The organism is Halanaerobium hydrogeniformans, from assembly GCF_000166415.1.
Taxonomy (GTDB): Bacteria; Bacillota; Halanaerobiia; order Halanaerobiales; family Halanaerobiaceae; genus Halanaerobium; species Halanaerobium hydrogeniformans.
Genome location: NC_014654.1, coordinates 2317457 through 2340230, shown reverse-complemented (window position 1 = coordinate 2340230; position 22774 = coordinate 2317457). Strand labels below are relative to the sequence as shown.

General features: G+C 33.6%; 20 protein-coding genes, 1 tRNA gene and 1 pseudogene. 20 read left to right on the top strand and 2 right to left on the bottom strand.

What is annotated here, in order from left to right:
• Nucleotides 1-15 precede the first annotated feature (15 nt).
• The 6 genes and pseudogenes from HALSA_RS10910 (at nucleotide 16) to HALSA_RS10885 (ending at nucleotide 6013) form a co-directional block, all read left to right on the top strand.
• Nucleotides 16-882: a lipopolysaccharide kinase InaA family protein gene (locus HALSA_RS10910; protein ID WP_013406609.1), complete on the top strand. Its 867-nt coding sequence runs from the start codon at nucleotides 16-18 to the stop codon at nucleotides 880-882.
• Between the two features lie 106 nt (nucleotides 883-988).
• Nucleotides 989-1864 (top strand): annotated as a pseudogene (locus HALSA_RS13370) (IS256 family transposase); the annotation flags it as partial.
• Nucleotides 1865-1923: 59 nt separating this feature from the next.
• Nucleotides 1924-3117: an O-antigen ligase family protein gene (locus HALSA_RS10900; RefSeq protein ID WP_013406608.1), complete on the top strand. Its 1194-nt coding sequence runs from the start codon at nucleotides 1924-1926 to the stop codon at nucleotides 3115-3117.
• Nucleotides 3118-3156: 39 nt separating this feature from the next.
• Nucleotides 3157-3918 (top strand): hypothetical protein, encoded by a 762-nt coding sequence (locus tag HALSA_RS10895; RefSeq protein ID WP_013406607.1) that lies wholly within the window; start codon nucleotides 3157-3159, stop codon nucleotides 3916-3918.
• A 68-nt stretch (nucleotides 3919-3986) separates the two neighbouring features.
• Nucleotides 3987-4805 carry a lipopolysaccharide kinase InaA family protein gene (locus tag HALSA_RS10890; RefSeq protein WP_013406606.1) on the top strand — a complete coding sequence of 273 codons (819 nt, stop codon included), beginning with the start codon at nucleotides 3987-3989 and terminating at the stop codon, nucleotides 4803-4805.
• Nucleotides 4806-4837: 32 nt separating this feature from the next.
• On the top strand, nucleotides 4838-6013 hold the full coding sequence (locus tag HALSA_RS10885; protein ID WP_013406605.1) for an MFS transporter: 1176 nt from the start codon (nucleotides 4838-4840) through the stop codon (nucleotides 6011-6013).
• 1 nt (nucleotide 6014) lies between these two features.
• Here HALSA_RS10885 and HALSA_RS10880 read toward each other — a convergent pair whose 3' ends face one another.
• Nucleotides 6015-6914 (bottom strand): acetamidase/formamidase family protein, encoded by a 900-nt coding sequence (locus HALSA_RS10880; protein ID WP_013406604.1) that lies wholly within the window; start codon nucleotides 6912-6914, stop codon nucleotides 6015-6017.
• A 187-nt stretch (nucleotides 6915-7101) separates the two neighbouring features.
• Between HALSA_RS10880 and HALSA_RS10875 the strand changes: the two genes are divergently transcribed.
• Nucleotides 7102-7755 carry an L-fuculose-phosphate aldolase gene (locus tag HALSA_RS10875; protein ID WP_013406603.1) on the top strand — a complete coding sequence of 218 codons (654 nt, stop codon included), beginning with the start codon at nucleotides 7102-7104 and terminating at the stop codon, nucleotides 7753-7755.
• A gap of 24 nt (nucleotides 7756-7779) precedes the next feature.
• On the opposite strand, the gene HALSA_RS10870 is transcribed toward HALSA_RS10875, so the two are convergent.
• Nucleotides 7780-7855 (bottom strand) — tRNA-Glu (locus tag HALSA_RS10870).
• Between the two features lie 217 nt (nucleotides 7856-8072).
• Between HALSA_RS10870 and HALSA_RS10865 the strand changes: the two genes are divergently transcribed.
• The 13 genes from HALSA_RS10865 (at nucleotide 8073) to HALSA_RS10805 (ending at nucleotide 22758) form a co-directional block, all read left to right on the top strand.
• Complete coding sequence (locus HALSA_RS10865; protein ID WP_013406602.1) at nucleotides 8073-9338, top strand: L-cysteine desulfidase family protein; 1266 nt, start codon at nucleotides 8073-8075, stop codon at nucleotides 9336-9338.
• A 30-nt stretch (nucleotides 9339-9368) separates the two neighbouring features.
• Nucleotides 9369-10715 carry an FAD-dependent oxidoreductase gene (locus HALSA_RS10860; protein WP_013406601.1) on the top strand — a complete coding sequence of 449 codons (1347 nt, stop codon included), beginning with the start codon at nucleotides 9369-9371 and terminating at the stop codon, nucleotides 10713-10715.
• A gap of 60 nt (nucleotides 10716-10775) precedes the next feature.
• Nucleotides 10776-11171, top strand: a complete 396-nt coding sequence (locus tag HALSA_RS10855) for a DUF134 domain-containing protein (protein WP_013406600.1) — start codon at nucleotides 10776-10778, stop codon at nucleotides 11169-11171.
• A 23-nt stretch (nucleotides 11172-11194) separates the two neighbouring features.
• Nucleotides 11195-11608, top strand: a complete 414-nt coding sequence (locus HALSA_RS10850) for an OsmC family protein (protein WP_013406599.1) — start codon at nucleotides 11195-11197, stop codon at nucleotides 11606-11608.
• Between the two features lie 123 nt (nucleotides 11609-11731).
• Complete coding sequence (locus tag HALSA_RS10845) at nucleotides 11732-13213, top strand: pyridoxal-phosphate dependent enzyme (RefSeq protein ID WP_013406598.1); 1482 nt, start codon at nucleotides 11732-11734, stop codon at nucleotides 13211-13213.
• Nucleotides 13214-13241: 28 nt separating this feature from the next.
• Complete coding sequence (locus tag HALSA_RS10840) at nucleotides 13242-14489, top strand: threonine synthase (RefSeq protein ID WP_013406597.1); 1248 nt, start codon at nucleotides 13242-13244, stop codon at nucleotides 14487-14489.
• Between the two features lies 1 nt (nucleotide 14490).
• Nucleotides 14491-15042, top strand: a complete 552-nt coding sequence (locus tag HALSA_RS10835; RefSeq protein WP_202943504.1) for a helix-turn-helix domain-containing protein — start codon at nucleotides 14491-14493, stop codon at nucleotides 15040-15042.
• Between the two features lie 52 nt (nucleotides 15043-15094).
• The gene (locus HALSA_RS10830) at nucleotides 15095-16333 is read left to right on the top strand and encodes a YgeY family selenium metabolism-linked hydrolase (protein ID WP_013406595.1); all 1239 of its coding nucleotides are present in this window, start codon (nucleotides 15095-15097) and stop codon (nucleotides 16331-16333) included.
• A 103-nt stretch (nucleotides 16334-16436) separates the two neighbouring features.
• Nucleotides 16437-17420: an ornithine carbamoyltransferase gene (locus HALSA_RS10825; RefSeq protein ID WP_013406594.1), complete on the top strand. Its 984-nt coding sequence runs from the start codon at nucleotides 16437-16439 to the stop codon at nucleotides 17418-17420.
• A gap of 322 nt (nucleotides 17421-17742) precedes the next feature.
• On the top strand, nucleotides 17743-20037 hold the full coding sequence (locus HALSA_RS10820; RefSeq protein ID WP_013406593.1) for a xanthine dehydrogenase family protein molybdopterin-binding subunit: 2295 nt from the start codon (nucleotides 17743-17745) through the stop codon (nucleotides 20035-20037).
• A gap of 1 nt (nucleotide 20038) precedes the next feature.
• The gene (locus tag HALSA_RS10815; protein ID WP_013406592.1) at nucleotides 20039-20914 is read left to right on the top strand and encodes an FAD binding domain-containing protein; all 876 of its coding nucleotides are present in this window, start codon (nucleotides 20039-20041) and stop codon (nucleotides 20912-20914) included.
• The gene (locus HALSA_RS10810; protein WP_013406591.1) at nucleotides 20907-21380 is read left to right on the top strand and encodes a (2Fe-2S)-binding protein; all 474 of its coding nucleotides are present in this window, start codon (nucleotides 20907-20909) and stop codon (nucleotides 21378-21380) included. The genes HALSA_RS10815 and HALSA_RS10810 overlap by 8 nt, the downstream gene beginning before the upstream one ends.
• Nucleotide 21381: 1 nt before the next feature.
• On the top strand, nucleotides 21382-22758 hold the full coding sequence (locus tag HALSA_RS10805; protein WP_013406590.1) for an 8-oxoguanine deaminase: 1377 nt from the start codon (nucleotides 21382-21384) through the stop codon (nucleotides 22756-22758).
• The last annotated feature ends 16 nt before the right edge of the window (nucleotides 22759-22774 follow it).

Sequence of the window (22774 nt, the reverse complement as noted above, 5' to 3'; positions counted from 1 at the left end):
TAGAGGGTGATAATTATGTTTGATTTTCTGAATATAAAAAAAGAATCATATAGTTCTAAAATTAAATTTTATTATCTTAATGATATAGATTTAAATTTAGTTAATGAAATGATTGACATTCTAGTTTACAACAAAAAAATTGAGAATTATGATAAGCAATTATTAAAGAAAAGAGAAAATAATAATGAAGTTATAAAGTTAAAAAATAATAAAACATATTATGTAAAAACTTATCATCCGTTTAGAAAGAAAAAGTTAATAAAAAATTTATTTAGACCAACAGAAGCAGTAAGACATTTAACAAAAACAAAAATGTTAAAAAATAGAAGTATTCCAATATTTGATCCTATATGTGCTGTTACAATAAAAAAATCTTTTTTTAGTTATAAAAGTATCTTTATTACAGAAGCTATTCCAGGAATAACTTTAGATTTTTTTTTAAAGAATCATTTTGACTATAATATTTATAAAAAAAATAAAATTTTTATTAAATTAGCTGACATTTGGAATAAATTAATAAAGAATGATTTCATGCATAAAGATCCAAATACTCCAAATTTTATAATTAATAAAGACGAGAATTTTAATATAAGTTTAATAGATGTAGATAATATATATAAATGGCCCATATTGCCTTTGAAATTACAAGCAAAAAGTTTATCTGATTTTATATATTTGACTTTATATAGTTTAAAAGAAGAACATAGAAATTTATTTAATATAAAAGATTTCTTAGAATACTCTTTGATAAATCATAAAAGTAAATATCAAAAAAAAATCATTGAATATATAAACGTAGAATTGATTAATGTTATTGATGAAAATAATACATATTTTTTAAGAAAACATAACTATTATATAAATGAATTGTTTGAATTTTAGTGTACAATAAATTATATAAATATATTTTTTAAATAAAAAAGAGGACCCTGCTTTGAATGGGTGAAATATTTTTTGACGAAATAAAACCCAACTATAAGGATTAACCCTCATGAATATTTATGCTAATGGTCTTTCCACCCGCTATATGGTAGATTGAATAGAGTCAATGTACGGACAAAAGTACATTAGTACTAATCTCAGCAATCTAAACAATGTTGCTCTTAAAGAGGTTAAAAAGTAGAAAGAACACTTTAAAAACATTACAGTTTTATTTTCATTTATGGCATGAGCATAAAAGTCAGACGAGATACTGTTGCAAATGAATCTGTGTATATTATCATTGGTATTAATGAAAAGGGATATCGTGATATACTTGATTTTTATTTTGGTGCTAATGCATCAGCAGAAATACTAACCAATTTAAAAGAACGCAGAGTCCAGTAAGACATTCTAGGAGTTATGGATGGTCTTACAGATCTTAAAGATTCTTTTTTAAAATTATTTTCCAAAGCAGATGTATAGCATTGCATAGTTCATAAAGTGCATAATACAATTGTCAAAGTTAGAAAGAAAGATACCTATGAAATCGTTAAATATTTAAAAAAATCTATAGATTACTTAGCAGATAGTTTGTAGAAAAGGCTTTAGAAGAATTTGATTTTAAATGGATTAAAACCTATTCTAAAGCAACTTAAAGCTGGTATGAGGATAAAGGTGAACTATTAATATTTTATAAATATCTAAGAAAGCATACATAAAGCTATTTATAAAACAAACTCGATTGAAAGAGACAATAAAGAAAACAGAAAAAGATTAAGGTCAATGAACAGTTTACCTAATTTAAAAGTAGTTGAAAAAATATTATTTCTAAAAATTATTGAATACAACTCAAAATGGTCTGACAGAAAAATGCGAGGATTTTTAGCTGCAAAAGATCAACTTCATCAACTATTTAAAAAAAGATATTGATTTATTTATATAAGGTTCTTGACGTTATCTTTTTGTTAGTTAAATAATCAATTAATTTATAAGGAGTATATTATGGATAATATTATTAATAATAAAAAAAAGATAGTAGAATATATTTTTCTTTCAGGTATTTATATTTATGCATTTGGTTCACATATGGGAAGAGCTTTTATTAGCTTAGGTACAGGTTTAATTTTTTTGGCTTGGTTAATAAAAATAATTTTTATGAAAGATATTGATTTTAACAAAAGTGTTAAATATTGGCCAATAGTTGGTCTTTCACTTGTTTTAATATTATCCACAAATGCTTTTTGGACATCTTTAGGTACTGGAACTACTCATAGTATTTTATTGCCATTAGCAATCTTAAATTTACTTGAAGAGAAAAAAACAATCTATAAAGTATTAATTATATCTTTAACTATATTAACAATTTCGGGTTTTGTAGCTAATTATCAACATTTAGTTGAAGGTGTTAGACGTGCCGAAGGATTTGCTAGATTTTCTATAACATCTGCAAATGTTTCTGTCATGGGAATTGCGCTATTGTTACCATTACTATTTAGAAAAAATAATAAAAAATGGCAATATATTGTCTTATCTATAATGATTTTTTCTTATACAACTGCGGTTATTTTTTCTTTAACTAGGGCAGCTTATATCGCTTTAATCGTAGTAATATTTTTATTTGCCTTAATTAAAAAACCTAAGATCATTATTTTATTATTAATTTTAATGATTTTGATAATATTTTTTGCTCCCAGTAATTATCAATCACGATTTTTATCTTCATTTAACCTTGAAGATCAATGGATTCAATCTAGATTAGTTATGTGGAGAGCATCAATAGATGCTGTAATAGAAAACCCAATAAGAGGTGTAGGATTTAAAAATTATAGTGAATATTTCTATAATCTAGAATATACAGATCGTTCAAGGTCAAGTCCTCATAACAACTATTTTTTCTTTTTAGCTTCAACAGGTATACCTGGTTTTTTAATATTTGTTTATTTGAATTATTATTTAATTAAGCTATTTTTTACTTCTTATTTGATGTTTGATGAAAAAGAAAATAATTTAGTGAAAAATATTTTTTTAGGTATAACTTTATTTGTAATTTCATTTCTTATAATGGGCTTAACAGAAACTAATATTACAGAAGCACAAACAAGGAACTTTTTCTGGGTAGTTGTAGGATTAGGTTTTTCTTTAAGATATCTTGAACTAGATAAAAGTAGTCATAATAAAAAGCTTGAAAATGAATAAATGAAATTTACCAAATAGAAATTTTTAGAGGAGATTATTATGAAATTTCAACAATTTTACAAAAAAATTATTCGTAATAGTAAATTGTTTAGTTACTATTGGGAAAAAAAATATTATAAAGTAAGAAAAGAAAAAAACATAAATGAAATAATTAAAACAATTAATAAATTAGATTTATACGAAAGAAAAAATATAATTCATCCTAAAATTAATAGAGTAATCTGGATCAAAAATAATTTATTAAATACTTTTTTGTTTAGTCCTAAAACGAACAAAGCCATTGAAAAAAATGATTTTTATAATAACTTCTTAAGGACTGGAGATTGGGATATGTATAAAAAAGATCTTTTTCCAGATTATTTAAAAATAGAAAATGAAATAGGATCTATTGGTTTTAGAACAATAATTCAATTATTTGAAGAAGATATTGATTTTTATAATACAGATGAGTATAAAGCTTTAGAAGGAAACATGAGTGAAAGAAAAATAAAGAACAGATTCTTTAAATATAAAAAATTATTTGAAGAAATTAAAAAAAATAGTTATAAAAGTCAGATAGAACTTGGAGAAAGTCTTAAAGGAAGAAAAATCTATGATGAAATTAGAATTGCTATTGGTAGAAATGGTGAATTTCACTATATATGTAGTAGTGGTAATCATCGCTTGGCTATTGCAAAAGTATTGAGAATTGATGAAATACCTGTAATTGTTGATGGTATTCATAAAGAATTTATTAAAAATACAAGCCAAGATTTATTGACAGATATTAATAATGCTCTTGACAAAATTAATCTTCGTTAAAATCAAGAATAAAAAGTTATTATTGCTAAGAAAATAAAGATTAATAATTTTCAAAGGAAGTATATTAAATGAAATCTAAAAATAAATCTTTTATTTCATATCAAAAAAATAATATAGATATTTTGGTTAAAGCCAATACACCTCCAGAATGGATAAAATATTTTATTGATAAATTCGGGAAAGAAAAAGAAATTAAAATTGGAGAAACGATATATTATTTAAGAAATCAGTTAGTTAAAGTTTATGATCCAATTTTAGAGATGGATATTGTGATTAAGAGTTTTAAACTTGACAAATTATATGACAAACTACGTTTTAGATTTATTCCTTCAAAAGCAGAAAGGTCTTTAAAGATTGCTAGAGAATTAGAAAAGATAAAATTAAAAACTCCTGCTCCTATTGCAGTAATTGAAAAGCGTGGAAAAACAAATGAACTTATATTTAGCTACTATATTACAGAATATCTTGATTATGATTTTAATATGCTTGAGATAGCTAAAGATTTTAATCATCCTGAAAGAGATAAAATAGAAAATTTAATGCCTCAGTTAGGGAAAGAAGTTAGAAAAATGCATGAGGCGGGTATTGTACATAATGATCTTCATGCTGGTAATATTTTAGTCAAAAATTATGAAACCAAACCTGAACTTTATTATATTGATTTAAATAGGGGAAGAATCAAAGAAAAACTTACCAAAAAAGATAAAATCAATGATTTAAAAAGACTAAAATTTACCGAGCAGGAAAAAGACATATTTTTCAAAAGTTATTCACTAAACAAATGGGAATATTATAAAAAGGAAGTTTCTGCGGCAAGAAAAAAAAGACGTCAGTTTGTGAGAATGAAGAAGAAATTACGTTCTTTTTTTGGTATAAAAAGAAATTAACCATTTTTGACATTTGAGTTGGAGGTATAACTTTGCAGTTATTTTTAGTAATAATTATGGGGACATTTGGAGTAATGGGAGGAGCTTTAGTAGCGCCTGGGCTACCTACAATTGGAGCAGCATTTGGAGTTGAAGGTGGTACTGTAGGCCTTATCCTAAGTGTTTATACAATATCAGCTGCTTTTAGTTTACCTATACTTGGTTATTTGATTGATAGGTTGGGTAGGAAAAAGGTTGGTTTAGCCTGTTTAATTATAGATGGCAGTTTTGGTTTGTTGAGTGTTTTTTCACCAACTTTTGCCCTGCTTTTATTATGTCGCTTTTTTCAGGGGATAGGGGTAGCCGGTTTAATTCCAGTGGCGATGACCATTATTGGTGATTTATATGATGGAGATGAACGACTTAATATCATGGGTTATTTAACAGGGACCTTATCTTTAGGTGCCGTTGTGATTCCTCTTTTGGGAGGTTTTTTAGTTTATATTGATTGGAGATTGCCTTTTATAGTTTATGGTTTTTCTCTTATATTGGCAGTGTTTTTCTATCTCTTTATTCCAGAAACAGCTCCTGCATTAAAAGAAAATCCTGACAAGGAAGCACTTGAAAATAGGGATACTTCTTTGAAAAAATATATTTCATCTTTATTTGAAGTCTTGAAAATAAAGAGTATTGTTGAGATTTTTGGTTATGCTTTTGTTACATATTTCTTACTTTATACTGTTGTAACTTTTGTTCCGATCTTTTTAAATAATTTTCATGGTTTTGGAGAAAATATTGCCGGAGTAGCTTTATCACTACAGGGTATGTTTTCTGCTATTGTAGCTTCTAGGGCTAAGCTTTTTAAAAATATAAGATGGAAGTTTAAGGTTGGAGGAGGCTTTATTTTGATTGCCTCTGCTTTATTATTATTCCCTGTCTGGAGCCAGGGTAATATTATTGTTTTAATGAGTGTTGTTATTTTTGGTTTAGGGATGGGACTTTTAAGTCCCGTTGTTTATGATAGAGCTACTGACCTGCCACCTAAAGAGCTTTCGGGTTCTGTGATAGCACTTTTTAATACCATGAAATATATTGGAATGAGCACCTCACCTGCTTTATTGGGATTGTTAGTAAACTTTATGTCAATCCAGGCAATGTTTTCACTTGTAGGTTTTGTAGTTTTAGCAGGAACTCTAATTATGCTTATCAGGACAGCAGCTCTCAATTAATTTAGTATTTTAGATCATATTCTTTGAGTGTTTCTTTATCAACCCTCATTCGAACTGTTTTTTTAGGGTCTACCACCTGACTTATCTGCAGATCACAGGCAATACTCATCAGCATTGCTAGTTCGTTATTGCTTAGTGGAAGTCTTTCATTTAAAAATTTAAACATATTATTACTTGCTTTTTGAGCAGCATGATCTAAACTCACTTCTGATGCAATTGTATAAAAGGCATCATCTGTTTCTACCATGGGATCACTTAATTCTTTGTCTTTAATTAAATCAACTTTAACTGTTACTTCACCAGCGATTTCTATTCCGGTTACTACAACTTCTCCATCTCCCATTGCTGCATGAAGATCTCCCATAGCCAGCATTGCACCAGGAACTTTAACCGGGAAATATAATGTAGCACCCTCTGTTATAACCTTTGTGTCCATATTACCTCCATGAGAATCTGGGGTACCACATGGTACACCATCTTCATCTTTGCCAGGAGAAGTACCAATTACACCGATCATAGGGTTTAAATCAAATTTAATTTTATCATTGAATACAGCTTTTCCAGCTTCAATAGGGATTATTTTGGTTTCTGATTCACTAATAAAGCTATCCATAAAACCCATATCAGGAACTGCTACCATTACACCCTGATCATTTATATCTATTTTTTTAACTTCTACTTTTAGAGTATCACCTATTTCTGCACCTTCGATTTCTAAAGGTCCAGTTGCAGGATTAATAGTTGACCAGTCGGTTGACTCAAAAAGTGTTTCTTCATCACGAATTTGATTACTAAAACAGTCTTTGGTCTCAAAAACCACACTATCACCTGGTTTACAGCTTGCAACCGCTTCATTTTCGGCTGACATTTCATAAACAGAATCTTTTGCTTCAATTTTCATTTTAAATCCTCTCCCTTTATTATGTAGTATTAAAAAAGAAACTTAAAACTTTTTTGGAATATTTCTTTTTGATTTGATAAAATTTAATTATAAGATTAAGAATATTCTTATTAAATTATAGCATTTTTTAGGGTTTTTTTAAAGAATCAAATATTAATTGGACTATTAAAAGCATTAGGAGGTAAAGATGAAATTAAAAAATGAGCGGAAAAAGATCGTTGAGTATGGAAAAAAACTAATTGAAAGTGGTTTAACAAAGGGAACCGGGGGTAATTTGAGCATCTATAAGCCTGAGCAGGGATTAATGGCTATCAGCCCCAGTGGAATTGATTATTTTGCCTGCAAAGTAGAAGATGTGGTTGTTATGGATTTAGAAGGTAATATAGTTGAAGGAAAGCGAAAACCTTCCAGTGAATATGAGCTTCATCAGATTTTTTATAAAAAGAGAGATGATATTTTCTCAGTAGTCCACTGCCACTCTATCTATTGTACTACGATGTCAATTTTAAGAGAAGATTTACCGGCTGCCCATTATATGATAGCTTTAGCAGGTAAAAATGTTCGCTGTGCTGATTATGCGACATTTGGAACTAAAGAACTGGCTGAAAAAGCATTTAAAGCAATGGAAGATCGTTATGCAGTAATTTTGGCCAATCATGGGCTATTAACAGGTTCAGATTCTATAGAAAATGCTTTTAATATTGTAGAAGAGCTTGAATTTGTTGCAGAAAGTTATTATCGGGCCAGATCAATTGGTGAACCGGTAATTTTATCAGATCAAGAAATGGAAAAGATGCTGCAAAAATTTAAAAGTTATGGTCAAAAAAATAAAAAAAGATAGCCTATTGGCTATCTTAATCGCATTTGGTACCCTCAAGGGGATTCGAACCCCTGCCGCCAGGATGAAAACCTGGTGTCCTAGACCCCTAGACGATGAGGGCATTTATTTATTAACTGCAATAAATATAATAGCATAAGATTTTAATACCGTCAAGGAATTTTATAAAAAAATATAATTATAAATTTTCGCTCAATTTTACAGCCTTTAGCTTCTTCTTATGATTTTATAAAAGGAGTTAAATAAATTATATAGAATATTGTATTTAGATAAAATATTAATGATCATAATTTAATAATTTAATAAATAGAGGTGGAAAGATGGAGAAGATGCTTGATGATTTTATAGCTAAAGAACTCGTTTTAGCCCAGGGCTGTACTGAACCTGGTGCTGTAGCCTTTGCAGTTGCAGCAGCTTCAGAATACAGTCAGGGGGAGCTACAAGAGATAATAATAAAACTGGATGGTTTTGTCTATAAAAATGGTATGTCAACCGGTTTGCCCGGGATAAGCCACTATTATGGCAATAAAACTGCTGCAGCATTAGGATATTTTGCGGAAGATGCTTTAGAACGAAAATTAACGATCCTTGCTGATTTGGAAGATAAACTGGATTCAGCTTTAGCTATAATAGATAAGGTGAAGTTTGAAGTACTGGAAGATCATGAGCCGGTTTATGTAGAGGCTTTAATAAAAGCTGACAATCAGGTAAAAGCTTTAATAGAAGGAAATCATGATGATTTAAAAGAAATAATTGTAGATGGAGAGCTTAAATACCGGGCAGATATAGAAAATAACTCTTTAGAAAATAATGAGTTTGATCAAAAATTAAAAGCCATGGACATATTTGCTTTGATCGATATTGTGGAAAAAGAATTTACTGAACAACATTTAAAATTTTTAAAAGATGGTTTAAAGTTAAATACCAATATTGCCAGGGCAGGTAAAGATGGATTAGGCTCTGGAGTTGGTAATAAATATCGACAGCGAAAAACTTTTAATGAGATTAATAAAATTGCAGCAATGGCTGCTGATGGAACCGAGGCAAGAATGGCTGGAGTGCCTTCACCTGCATTGGCTTCTTCTGGCAGTGGGAATCAAGGAATTTTTATTTCTTTAGTTACTTATCACAGTGCTCAATTATATTTTGATAAATCTGAAACAGAAATATTTAAAGCAACTATGCTTGCTCATTTAGTTGGTCATTATGCTAAAATATATATTGGGCGGTTATCTTCATTATGTGGGCTTTTTTATGCTGCAGCCCCAGGTGTGTTGGCTGCTTTACTATATTTAGCAGATAAAAGTGATAAAATAGAGTATGGAATAAACAATTTAATTAGTGATGTAAGTGGAGTTTATTGTGATGGAGCTAAAGGGAGCTGTGCTTTAAAATCAATTTCAGCTGCAGAACTTGCTTTAAGACACTTCGATTTAATTGACGAGGATATTAATTGTCATCTTCCTTCTGGTTTTATTAATTGTTCTTTAAAAAAGACTTTTGAAAATTTAGCAGAAATATCTCATCCAGCAGAAAGTACAGTTAATAATACACTTTTTAAAGTCGTTGAAAAGAATAGATGTTAACTTAAAAACTTAGAATTGGAGGAATAAAAAATGAAAATAGCAGTAATTGGTGGTGTGGCTGCAGGAACGAGTGCAGCAGCTAAAGCAAGGAGAACAGATCCAGATGCAGAAATAGTTATTTTTGAAAAAGGTACTGAAATATCTTATGGTGGCTGTGGATTACCATACTATATTTCCGGTCTTATACCTGATCGCGATCAACTAATTGCCTTTACAGGAGAAGAGTTTGAAGATAAATATGGAGTTGAGGTTCGCTTAAAACATGAGGTTAGAGAAATTGATAGCCATGAAAAAATGATTTATTATAAAAATCTTGCTACTGGTCAGGATGGAGCTTATCAATATGATAAGTTAATAATTGCTACAGGTGCTTCTCCTATCAAACCACCTTTTGAGGGTTTTGAAAAAGAAAATATTTTTGTGCTTCGTTCTGTAAAAGATGGTGATCGAATTAAAGCAGCAGCAAATAGAGACACTACAAAAAAAGCTGTAATAATTGGAGCAGGATTAATCGGCCTGGAAATGGCAGAAGCATTTACTGAAATGGGTTTAAAAACAACAGTTATTGAGCTGCAGCCACAGGTTTTACCTCCATTCAGCCAGGAAATGGCCAAACTAGTTGAAAAAGAGCTGCAGGAAAAAGACGTAGATTTAGTTTTAAATGATGGAGTTGCAGCTTTTAAAGGTGGAGATAAATTAGAAAAGGTAGTTACAGAAAGTGGCAAAGAAATTGAGGCAGATCTGGCCCTTTTATCAATCGGGGTTAAGGCTAATTCTGAGCTTGCTAAAAAAGCAGGAATAGAAATAGGGGAAACAGGAGCAATAAAAATCAACGAAAAGATGGAGACAAATCTTAAAGATATTTATGCTGCTGGTGACTGTGCAGAATCAAAAGATTTGATTACAGGCAAAGCTGCCTGGATACCACTTGGCTCAACAGCTAATAAACAGGGAAGAACTGCTGGGGAAAATGCTGCAGGAGGCTCATATTCACATAGTGGTATTATAAAAACGGGGATTACTAAAATTTTTGATTTAACAGCAGCTAGAACAGGATTAAGTAAAGAAGAAGCAGAAAAAAATGGCTTTGAAGTTACAGAAGTTAAAATAAAAGCTCGTAATCATGCTGGATATTATCCAGGTGCTGATATAATTAACATAAAAGGTGTTTTTGCCAATAATGATGGCAGATTACTTGGGGCAGAGGTTATTGGTGGAGACGGTTCTGATAAAAGAATCGATGTTTTAGTAACCGCTATTCAGGCAGAAATGACTGCAGCAGATTTATTCCAATTGGATTTAGCTTATGCACCTCCCTATTCTTCAGCAAAAGATGCAGTAGCTATTTTAGGCATGGTTGCTGAAAAGAAATTATAATGGCTTTAATTTTTAAATCAAGCTGATAAAATCAAGCAGAAATAATAGGAGTGAAAAATTATGGCTCGTCCTACCAAAGATCGTATTATAGAACAACTTCCAGAAATAAAATTTTTTAAACCGGCTGGAGTACCAGCTAAGCAATTAGAAACAGTAGAAATGACAATGGAAGAAGTGGAGGCTTTGCGCTTAAAAGATGTTAAAGGTCTTACTCAAGCAGAAGCGGCAGAAATGATGAAAATTTCAAGGCCTACATTTCAAAGGGTTTTAACTTCAGCCAGACAAAAAGCGGCTGATGCTCTAACCTGTGGCAAGGCTATCCGTTTTGAAGGTGGAGATTATCGAGTAGTTCGGCCTGGACATTGCCCAAAATGTGGTAAAAAACATAAAGGGCATAAAAAACATCATCATGGGAATAAGAAGTCAAATTCAAATGATGAAAAGAAAAATAAATAAATTGTAAGAGGGGGTTTTTAATTATGGATGTTAATGTAGATTGGCAGGGAGGTTTAGAGTTCTCAAGTGATCTGCCGTCCGGCTATGAAATTACTGTTGATGCTTCAGAAGAATCTGGCGGTAACAACAACGGACCAAGACCAATGGAGCTTTTGCTAACAGGTTTAGGTGGCTGCACAGGAATTGATGTAGTTTTAATTTTAGAAAAAATGAAAGCTGAATTAGAAGATTTCAAGTTAGAGATCAAAGCTGAGAGAGCCGAGGAACCACCAAAACGTTTTACAAAAATCCATTTAAATTATAAATTTACTGGTAAAAATTTAAATGAGCGAAAGGTCGAAAGAGCAATTAATCTATCTGAAACAAAATATTGTTCTGCCAGCAGCTCTTTAAATGCTGAAATAACTTCCAGTTATGAAATTGTTAATACAGATTAATATATTTTCTAAATGCCCGTTTGTATACGGGTATTTTTTTCTTTTATATCTATTTTATTGCAGGATAAAGTTAAATCTCATTGAATATATAAAGTGAGATTTAATTAAATAAGGGGGATTAATATGATTAACTTAGATTATAATAGTAAAAAATTAGAAAAAGCAGTTCAGCAAGCAAAAGAAAATAATATTATTTTGCCTACTTTTGCTCAAATGAAGAATCCCGAATTAATTCCTAAACAAATCAAAGAAAAGTTAAGAGATATAGGTCTCTGGGATGTAAACAGCTATAATCTTTTTAGAATTAGCTGGAAAAATGAGCCTAAAAAAAGTGGTGGACTTTATGATGGGGTTAATTATATTGAATTCCCCTCAGAATTAACCGGTGTTAAAGCAAGAATTTTTGCAATAGTTGGAAAATGGTTTCCAACTGGTGCTCATAAAGTAGGGGCTACATATGGTTGTTTGGTTCCTCAGCTTGTTACAGGACAATTTGATCCCAGTTCCAGTAAAGCTGTGTGGCCTTCGACGGGTAATTACTGTCGAGGTGGAGCTTATAATTCTCAATTATTAGCCTGTGATTCTATTGCGATTTTACCAAAGGGTATGAGTAAAGAACGTTTTGAATGGCTGGAAAAAGTAGCTGGAGAAGTTATAGCAACCCCGGGTACAGAAAGTAATGTTAAAGAAATTTTTGATAAGGTCTGGGAATTAAAAGAAACAAGAGATGATATTACGGTTTTTAATCAATTTGAAGAATTTGGCAACCACCTCTGGCATTATGAAGTCACAGGAGCAGCAATGGAAGAAGTTATAGAACAAGAAAAAGGAGAAAATGATAATTATTTTGCCTTTTTCGCTACTTCAGGTTCTGCAGGCACCCTGGGAGCTGGAGACTATTTAAAAGATAAATATCCGAAAAGCAAAATCGCTGTTGGGGAGGCACTACAGTGTCCCACTATTTTAAGCAACGGTTTTGGAGCCCACAGAATAGAGGGGATTGGAGATAAACATATTCCCTGGGTTCATAATGTAAAAAATACTGATATGGCTGTAGGTATAGATGATGAGAGGACCATGTCATTACTCCGCTTATTCAATGAAAAAGCCGGTAGGGAGTATTTACTTGAACAGGGTATTCCGGAAGATTTTATTGCTAAAATTGAACTGCTTGGTATATCTGGTATAGCTAATTTAGTTGGTGCAATTAAAATGGCCAAATATTATGAATTAGATGAAAAGCAAATGCTGATTACGGTTTTAACTGATTCACTTGAACTATATAGTTCAAGACTGGAAGAAATGCGGGCCGAGGCGGGAGAGTATACTCGGGAAGATGCGGTTAGAGATTATCACCGTTATTTAAGAGGTATATCTACCGATAACACTTTGGAGATGGGACTGGAGGAAAGACGCAGAGTTCATAATCTTAAGTACTATACCTGGGTTGAACAACAGGGACGCAGTTCAGAAGAATTAGAAGCTCAGTGGTATGATTACGATAATTACTGGGGTGGTATCCACTCTCAAGCTGAAGAAATAGATAAACTAATTATCGACTTTAATCAGAAAACAGGCCTGCTGGAAAAATTAAAAAGTTCTTAAAAAATTATAAATGATGGGAGTGAAAATTGTGAAATATGTTGAAGGCCTTCATTGCATTAAATGTGCTAAAAAATATGAGGCAGATCCAGAACGTTATCTCTGTGATGATTGTGAAGATGGTATTTTAGATGTTGATTATGATTATTCAAAAATAAAAAGGGATTGGTCAAAAGAGATATTAAAAAATACTTCTGATCAGAGAATCTGGCGTTATACTCCCCTTTTACCTATAGAAGAAAATACTGAAAAGCCAAAGTTAGCTGTTGGAAATACTCCTATTTATGATATTCAGGTTTTAGCAGATGAGTTGGGGATAAGAAAGTTAATAATTAAAGATGATGGTTTAAATCCAACTGCATCTTTAAAAGATCGGGCTTCAGCTATGGCGGTGGTTAAAGCCCAGGAAGCAGGTGCAGTGACTGTTGCCTGTTCTTCAACAGGGAATGCAGCTTCTTCATTGGCAGGCAATATTGCCTCAATGGGGGGAAGAATGAAGTCGGTTATTTTTGTCCCTGATAGAGCTCCAGCTGGGAAATTAGCCCAGCTATTAGTTTATGGAGCAGATGTTGTTTCTGTTAAAGGTACATATGAAGAAGCTTTTTATCTATCGGCAGCAGCTATTGATAAATGGGGCTGGTATAATCGTAATGCGGCAATTAATCCTTATCTTGTTGAGGGCAAAAAAACTGTTTCTATAGAGCTGGCTGAACAACTGAACTGGCAGATGCCAGACTGGTTGGTTTTTTCGGTTGGAGATGGTTGTACAATTGCTGGAGCATATAAAGGGCTATATGATTTAATCCAGCTGGGATTTATTGATAAAATGCCAAGATTACTTGGTGTGCAGGCAGAAGGTTGTGCCCCAATAACTGAGGCATTTAAAAGTAATGAGAAGCTGAAAGTTAGTAAAGAAGATACTATAGCTGACAGTATAGCAGTTGGTAAACCCCGGAACTGGATTAAAGCAGTTAGAGCAGTCAGAGATTCTGAGGGAGATATGATAAATGTTAGTGATCAAAAAATACTGCAGATGATGAAAACTCTGGGTGAAAAAAGTGGTGTTTTTGCTGAACCAGCCGGTGTAGCAGGATTAGCAGGTTTAAAAAAAGCAGTGGCAGATGGAATTGTAAAAAAAGATCAAAGTGCTGCAGTTGTAATAACCGGTAATGGACTTAAAGATATCAAAAATGCTAGAAAGGCAGCTGGAAACCCGATTGAAGTCGAACCTGATTTAGATAAATTAACTGAGATATTTAAGAAAATGGGTGTGATATGAGATGAGTAATAATAAGATGCTTGGGCAGAGAATTCGTAATAAGCGCAAATCTAAAAGTATGAGTTTAAATGATGTAGCTCAGAAAATAAATAAAACTTCCAGTTATTTAAGCCAGGTCGAGAGGGGATTGGCTGAGCCATCGATTACTGCCCTGCGGGAAATTGCTAGAGCTTTAGAAGTTCCTATTTTCTATTTTTTAATCGAAGAAGAAAGCCATAATGCGGTTGTCAGAAAAGAGCAAAGAAGAATACTTAATTTTCCTGGCTCACATTTGACCTTTGAACTGCTTTCTCCTGATTTAAATAGGGACATGGAGGTTATAGAAGCCTGTATGGAACCAGGTGCAGAAACTTCAGAAGAACCTCTAAATCATTTGGGAGAAGAATGTACGATAGTTTTAGCAGGTAAAATGCATATAATAATTGGTGATAAAGAATATAAGTTAAAAAAAGGAGACAGTATCTATTATAAAGCCAGTCTTCCTCATAAAATTAAGAGTATTGGCAGTGAAGAGCTGCGTTTTATTTCAGCTATTACTCCTCCAAATTTTTAAAATATTCTTTAATAACAAATTAAGTATTAATAATTATGGAGGTGCTAAAATATTGATTAAATACGATAAAATATTAGAAAAAGCCGAAGAATATAAAGCAGATATGAGTGCTTTTTTAAGAGATATGATTAGAATTCCCAGTGAAAGCTGTAATGAAGAAAAAGTTATTTTGAGGATTAAAGAAGAAATGGAAAAGGTCGGGTTTGATAAGATTGAGATCGATGAAATGGGCAATATTTTAGGATATATTGGTAGTGGTGAACATCTAATTGCCATAGATGCTCATATCGATACTGTTGGAATTGGTGATCAATCTCTCTGGGAGTATGACCCTTATGAAGGTTATGAAGATGAAGAAATAATTATTGGTAGAGGAGCCAGTGACCAGGAAGGTGGAATGGCTTCAATGGTTTATGCAGCCAAAATCATCAAAGATTTAGATTTAGAAGATAATTATACTCTACTGATCACAGGCACTGTACAGGAAGAAGACTGTGATGGTCTCTGCTGGCATTATCTAATTGAAGAAAAAGGTATTAGACCTGAGTTTGTAGTAATTACAGAACCATCTTCCTGTAATATTTATCGTGGCCATCGGGGCAGGATGGAAATTAAGGTTAGCACCCATGGAGTTAGCTGTCATGGCTCTGCTCCGGAAAGAGGAGATAATGCTATTTTTAAAATGGCCCCTATTTTAAATGAGTTAAAAGAATTACATCCCAATTTAACTCCCCATCAGTTTTTGGGCAAAGGAAGTTTAACAGTTTCAGAGATTTTTTATAGTTCACCTTCCCGCTGTGCCGTTGCAGATGGCTGTAGTGTTTCTGTTGATAGGCGTTTAACTGCTGGAGAAAGCTGGCAGTTTGCCTTAGAACAGATCAGAGAATTGCCTGCTGTTAAAGCGGCAGAGGCAGAAGTAGAGATGTATGAATATCAAAGACCATCATATACAGGTTTTGTTTATCCTATGGATGCATATTTTCCAACCTGGTTGATTGAAGAGGAACATCCTTTATGTCAAAGTACAGTTGAGATATATAAGAATTTATTTAAAGAAGACCCTCTGGTTGATAAATGGACATTTTCTACAAATGGGGTCTCGATTATGGGCAGACACGGAATCCCCTGTATTGGATTCGGCCCAGGTCATGAAGATCAAGCTCATGCTCCAGATGAAAAAACCTGGAAATCAGAATTAGTTAAGGCTGCAGCTTTATATGCTGCTCTACCGAAGCTGTATGTAGAAAAATATGCTGAGCAGATGCCTGAACAAACCGACAATTTAGTATAGATATTTACCAGGTACCGGCAATATAACTGCCGATACCTGGCGAATTAACACACAAAAAATATTTATAAGTACCAGGTACCTATAAAAGAGGAGGATTTTAGAAATGGAGACCCAATTAAAAGGGAAAGATTTTATTACATTAGAAGAATGGACAAAAGATGAGATAGATACACTGCTTGAAGTTTCATTTGATTTAAAAAAGAAATTCGCGATGGGAGTTCCTACCCCATATTTGAGGGATAAAACTGCATTTTTAATGTTTTTTGAGCAGTCCACCAGAACCAGAAATTCGATGGAAGCTGGTTTAGCTCAATTAGGAGGTCATGCTAATTTTTTAGACACAAGTACTATGCAGGTTTCTCATGGTGAGGTTGCTAAAGATACAGGAATAATACTGGGTAGTTATGGTCATGGCTTAGCCTGTAGAAATTGTGTCTGGGAAGTAGGAAATAAGTATCTGCGTTCACTGGCGGAACACGCAAAAGTTCCTGTTATGAATCTCCAGTGTGACCTTTACCATCCAATGCAGGGTATTGCAGATTTGATGACAATAATAGAAAAGAAAAAAGCAAAAAGCAATTTGAAAGTTTCAATTATCTGGGCTTATGCTACCAGCCATAAAAAACCTATTTCTGTTCCTTTAACCCAGACATTACTTTTCCCGCGCTATGGAATGGATGTTACCCTTGCTTATCCAGAGGGCTATGAGATGCCTGACTGGGTGATTGAAAAAGCGAGAAAGAATGCAGAAGCAAACAATGGTCAATTTAAAATAACCCATGATCAAGATGAAGCTTATCGGGATGCAGATATAGTAATTCCTAAAAACTGGGGAAGTTGGGTCAGTAATCAAGCTGATGATGTGATTGATGATTTATTAGAAGCTAACAAGGATTGGAAATGTACTGAAGAAAGGATGGCCCTGGCAGATGATGATGTTATGTACATGCATGCCTTGCCTGCTGATCGTGGTAATGAAGTAGAAGATTCTGTCATAGATGGTCCTCATTCGATAGTATATACTGAAGCAGAAAACAGACTGCATACAGCAAAGGCTGTAATGACTTTAAATATGGGTGGTAAATAATTGAAGTCAAAAGCTCTGTATACATATATAATAATCATTTTTGGCATTTAATTGCAGGAATTAACAATTTTTAAGCTAATAAATTAGTTAAGGATAAAAAATGATTTAGCATAGTTGTTGCTATAATTGCAATTATCTTAAACTTAATCCTTCCCGAAGAGGAGAGAAAAGTCTGTTAATTTAAAATACATTGTTATATAATAGAGTTAAAATATGGACTTTCTTCATTTTGACATTTCCCAGAGGGGAAAATGCTTTTTTAAGCAAAAATGAAGGAAGTCTATCTGTTTAATTAACTTTATTATTAACTGGAGGTGCAGTAATGGCTTTTAAACATGTAAATAAAGGTGTAAAAAGGGTCGATGCTTATGAAAAAGTTACCGGTAAAGCTAAATTTGGAGCCGATTTAGAATTTGCAAATCAACTTTATGCTAAAGTTTTGAGAACCAAGTATCCGCATGCCCGAATTATAAATATAGAAACTGAAGAGGCAGAAAAAATGCCAGGTGTAAAGGGGGTATTTACAGCTGCTGATATTAAAAACAATCTTTTTGGGGTAATCGTAGAAGATCAACAAGTTTTAGCTGAGGATAGAGTTCTTTTAGCTGGTGATGGAGTGGCAATGGTTGCTGCAGAAAGTGAAGCAGAGGCAGCAGCCGCGCTTGAAAAGATCAAGGTAGAATATGAGGAATTAGAAGCCATTTATGATCTTGATGAGGCTAGAAAGAATGAGGCATTAAAAATTCACCCTGAAAAAGACGATAACCAGGTGATTCACCATCCCCTTCGTAAAGGTGATGTAGAAAAGGGCTTTGCCCAGGCAGATGTGATTTTGGAAAGAGAATATTCTACACAATTGATCGAGCACAGTTATCTTGAGCCTGAAGCAGTTGTGGTTGTTCCAGAAGATGAAAATCACCTTGTTTCAATATATGGGTCGATCCAGAATCCCTATGCTACAAGAACTGCAGTAGCAACAGTTTTAGGAGCTGAATTGGCCGAGGTTAGGGTTATTCAAAATCATATTGGTGGTTCTTTTGGTGGCAAAGATGAGGTTGTTTCTGCTATGGCTGCAAGAGCTGCAGTAATGGCTTTAGCAACAAAAAGACCTGTGAAAATGGTCAACAGTCGCGAAGAGTCTTTTACTGAAAGCTATAAGCGCCATCCCTATCAATTAAAATATAAGATCGGGGCCACTAAAGAAGGCAAACTAACGGCAATGGAAATAGAAGCAGTTGCAGATAGTGGAGCCTATGCCTGTCAAACACCTTTTGTGACCTGGCGAAGTGTTGTACAAGCTACTGGACCCTATGAATTAGAACATGTCAAAACTGATACCTATGGCTATTATACAAATAATCCTTATACAGGTGCAATGCGTGGTTATGGTTCTCCTCAGATAATTTTTGCTCAGGAATCTTTGATGGACGAATTAGCAGAAGAACTCGGTATGAGTCCAGTAGAACTTCGCAAAAAAAATATTTATCGTCAGGGATCAATTACTGCAAGTGGTCAAAAATTAGATGGACATACTGTAAGTTTAGAAGAAGTAATGGATAAGGCAATGGCAGCAATTGATTATCAAGCAAAAAGAGAAAAATATTCTCAGGCTCAAGCTGGTGATAAAAAAAGAGGAATAGGTCTTTCTATTAGTTTTAGGGGATGCAGTCTGGGTGCAGAAGCTGTTGATGCAGCAGCATCTTTAATTCAGATTAATAAAGATGGTAGTGTTGCTGTTTACAGTGGTCTGGCAGAAAACGGTCAGGGTTTAAAAACCATCTTTTCTCAAATTGCGGCAGAAGTACTAGGAGTTACTCTTAATGAGATAGATTATATGGAGGTTGATACTACATTTACTCCAGATAGTGGTTCAACTGTAGCCTCAAGGGCTACTTTAATTGGAGGAAACTCTATAAAAAATGCTGCGGAAAAATTAAAAAAACGCATTTTAGATTTTGCTGCTCAAAAATTTGAAATATCTATAGAAGAGTTGGAATTAAAAGACGGCTTTTTATATAATCAAAATTCTGATCGACTGGCCCTTTTTTCTGACCTGGCAGCAGAAATGATAAATAAGGGTATACTGCTTTCTGCTTATGGTTGGTATAAAGGACCTGCTATATCATGGGATGAAGAAAAGGGCTGTGGCAACCCATACTTTACCTATGTTTATGGATGTCAGATTGCAGAGGTCGAAGTAGATACAGGAACGGGAGAATTAACAGTACTTAACATGGCAGCAGCTCATGATGTTGGTAGAGCAATTAATCCTGCTAATGTTAAAGGACAGATTTATGGTGGGGTTGTGATGGGTTTAGGTTATGGCATAATGGAAGAAGTGGAAGTAGAAGCCGGTCAGATTAAAGGCAAAAATTTTCACGACTATATGATACCTACCATTAAAGATATGCCTGATATTAAACCGATAATAGTAGAGAACCCTGATCCAGATGGTCCATTTGGTGCTAAATCTGTTGGAGAACCTACCCTTGAACTTGCCAGTGCTGCTATAGCAAATGCCGTTGCTCATGCTTCAGGAAAAAGAATTCGTTCTTTACCTCTTAATCTAGAACGAGTTTTAATTGGAAGAGCCCTCTCTAAAGGAGGTTGTAAATAAAATGGTAGAATATCAACTATTAAGAGCAACTAGTCTTTTTGAAGCACTTGAAATACTGGCTGAAAAAGATAATGTGGAATGTCTGGCAGGTGGCACTGATTTACTTGTTGACCTTCATAATCAGGATCCTAAATTTGATAAAATAGATTATGTTCTGGATATCTCTTCACTTAAAGAATTAAAAGGAATCAATTTAAGTGCTAAAAAAGCGGTAATTGGTAGCTTAACAACTCATGCTGACTTGATAGAAAGTAAAGAAATTCAGCAAAAACTGCCTTTTATTGCAGAAGCAGCTAAAAGCATTGGCTCAACTCAGATTAGAAACAGGGCCACAATCGGTGGCAATCTGGTTAATGCAGCTGCCTGTGCAGATTCATTTTCTCCTTTGATTGCTCTAGAAGCTGAAGTTGTTTTGGCTTCAAAAAGAGGAGAACGAAAATTGGCAGTTAGAGATTTTGTTAAAGCACCTTATAAGACTGCTTTAAAAAAAGATGAACTTTTAAAAGAAATAGTTTTTGAGCTACCTCAGGGTGAATATTACAGCAGTTATCAAAAAATTGGACGGAGAAAAGCTTTGAGTATATCAAGAATTTCTTTAACCTTACTGGGAGAAGTTAAAGCTGATAAAGTATTCAAAATCCAGGTCGTATCCGGAGCAGCAACACCCTCACCTGTGCCTTTTGCAGAGGTAAACAGCTATCTTTTAGATAAAAAATTAGCAGATATTGATTCTAAGGAGGCAGGTAGACTGGCTGCTGAAGAAATGGTAAAAATAACAGGTGAAAGATGGTCAACCCCTTATAAAAAACCTGCTTTGGCAAAATTAGTAGAAAGGGCAGTTGATGATTTTTTAAAGGAGGCAGCTTATAGTGGCTAAATTAGATGTAGAAATTACAGTTAATTCAAAAAAATATAATCTAAAAGTAGGAAGTCAGGAAAGATTGCTTGATACAATACGTAAACAGCTTAAATTAACTGGAACCAAAGAGGGATGTAGTGTAGGAGAATGTGGAGCCTGTACTGTAATTATTGATGATAAAGCTGTTAATTCCTGTATGGTCTTAACTGCTCAAGCTGATGGCAGTGAAATTATTACAGTAGAAGGATTAGAAAGCAAAAAAGGACTTAGCCCTCTTCAGAAAGCATTTGTTGATAAACAGGCAATTCAATGTGGTTTTTGTACCCCGGGCATGCTAATGTCAGCTCTGGCTTTACTTAAGAAAAACCCGAGACCAAGTAAATCTGAAATAAAAACTGCTTTGGAAGGAAATCTCTGCCGCTGTACAGGTTACCAGCAGATTATAGAAGCTGTAGAAACTGCTGCCAAAGAATGGGGAGTTTAAAATGACTCAAATTTTAATCAAAAATGCCAAAGAAATTATAACAATGAATGAAAATCGAGAACGATTAAAAAATGCTGACCTTTTAATTGAAGATGGTAAAATAAAAGAGATGGGAAGAAATATTTCTTTAGAACAAAATGATGAGACCAGGATTATTAACGGCCGAGATTATTTTCTTTTCCCTGGTTTGATTAATCTTCATCATCACTTTTATCAGACTTTAACGAGAAGTTTACCTGAAGCTCAGGAACTTGAACTTTTTGGCTGGTTAAAATATCTCTATCCAATCTGGTCAAATTTAACAGCTGATGCTGTATATTACTCTACTTTGCTTGCTGCTGGAGAACTGCTTAAAACCGGTTGTACAACAACTAGTGATCATTTTTATGTGTTTCCAAGAAACCAGCCGGATAATTTAGTAGATTATGAGTTTGATGCTGCAGCAGAAATTGGTATTCGCTTTCATGGGTCTCGGGGAAGTATGTCTTTAAGTCAAAAAGATGGTGGACTACCACCAGATAAAGTTGTTCAAACTGATCAGCAAATCTTAGCAGATTCGAAAAGATTGATTGATAAATACCATGATCCTGATCCTTTTGCAATGCAGAGGGTAGTTTTAGCCCCTTGCTCACCTTTTTCGGTAACCGAAGAATTGATGCTCGAGTCAATAGAACTTGCCCGAAAACATGGAGTACAGGTGCATACCCATCTTGCTGAAACCAAAGATGAGGAGAAATTTGTTTTAGAAAAATATGGGATGAGGCCTTTAGCATATATGGAAAAACTGGGCTGGTTGGGCGAAGATGTCTGGTATGCTCATGCAGTCCATCTAAACAGCAGTGAATTAGACAAAATGGCGGCTACAGGTACCGGGGTTTCTCACTGCCCAGTTTCCAATATGAAACTTTCTTCAGGAGTAGCCTTAGTTCCTGAGATGCTTGACAAAGGTGTACCGGTTGGGCTGGCAGTAGATGGAAGTGCCAGTAATGATTCTTCCAATATGATTTTAGAATTAAAGTCTGCTTTTCTAATGCACCGTTTGGTACATGGAATTAAATCTCTTAGTGCTGAAGATGTACTGGGACTGGCTACAAATGGTGGAAGAGATGTTTTAAACCAACCTGAAATAGGTAGTTTAGAGGTCGGAAAGGCAGCTGATATGTTTATGATCAACTCTAAAAGGCTTGGTTGGGCTGGTGGCCTTTATGATCCTGTATCAGCCTTAATTAATCAGGGAGATACTCAAATAGTTGACTATACAATTGTGAATGGTGAGATTGTTGTAGAAAAGGGAGAGTTAAGCAATGTTGATGAGCAGGAAATAATAGAAAAAGCGAACAATATTTCTGCAGAAATGTGTAAAGATATTTTAAAGTAGATAGAGAAGTCTTTGA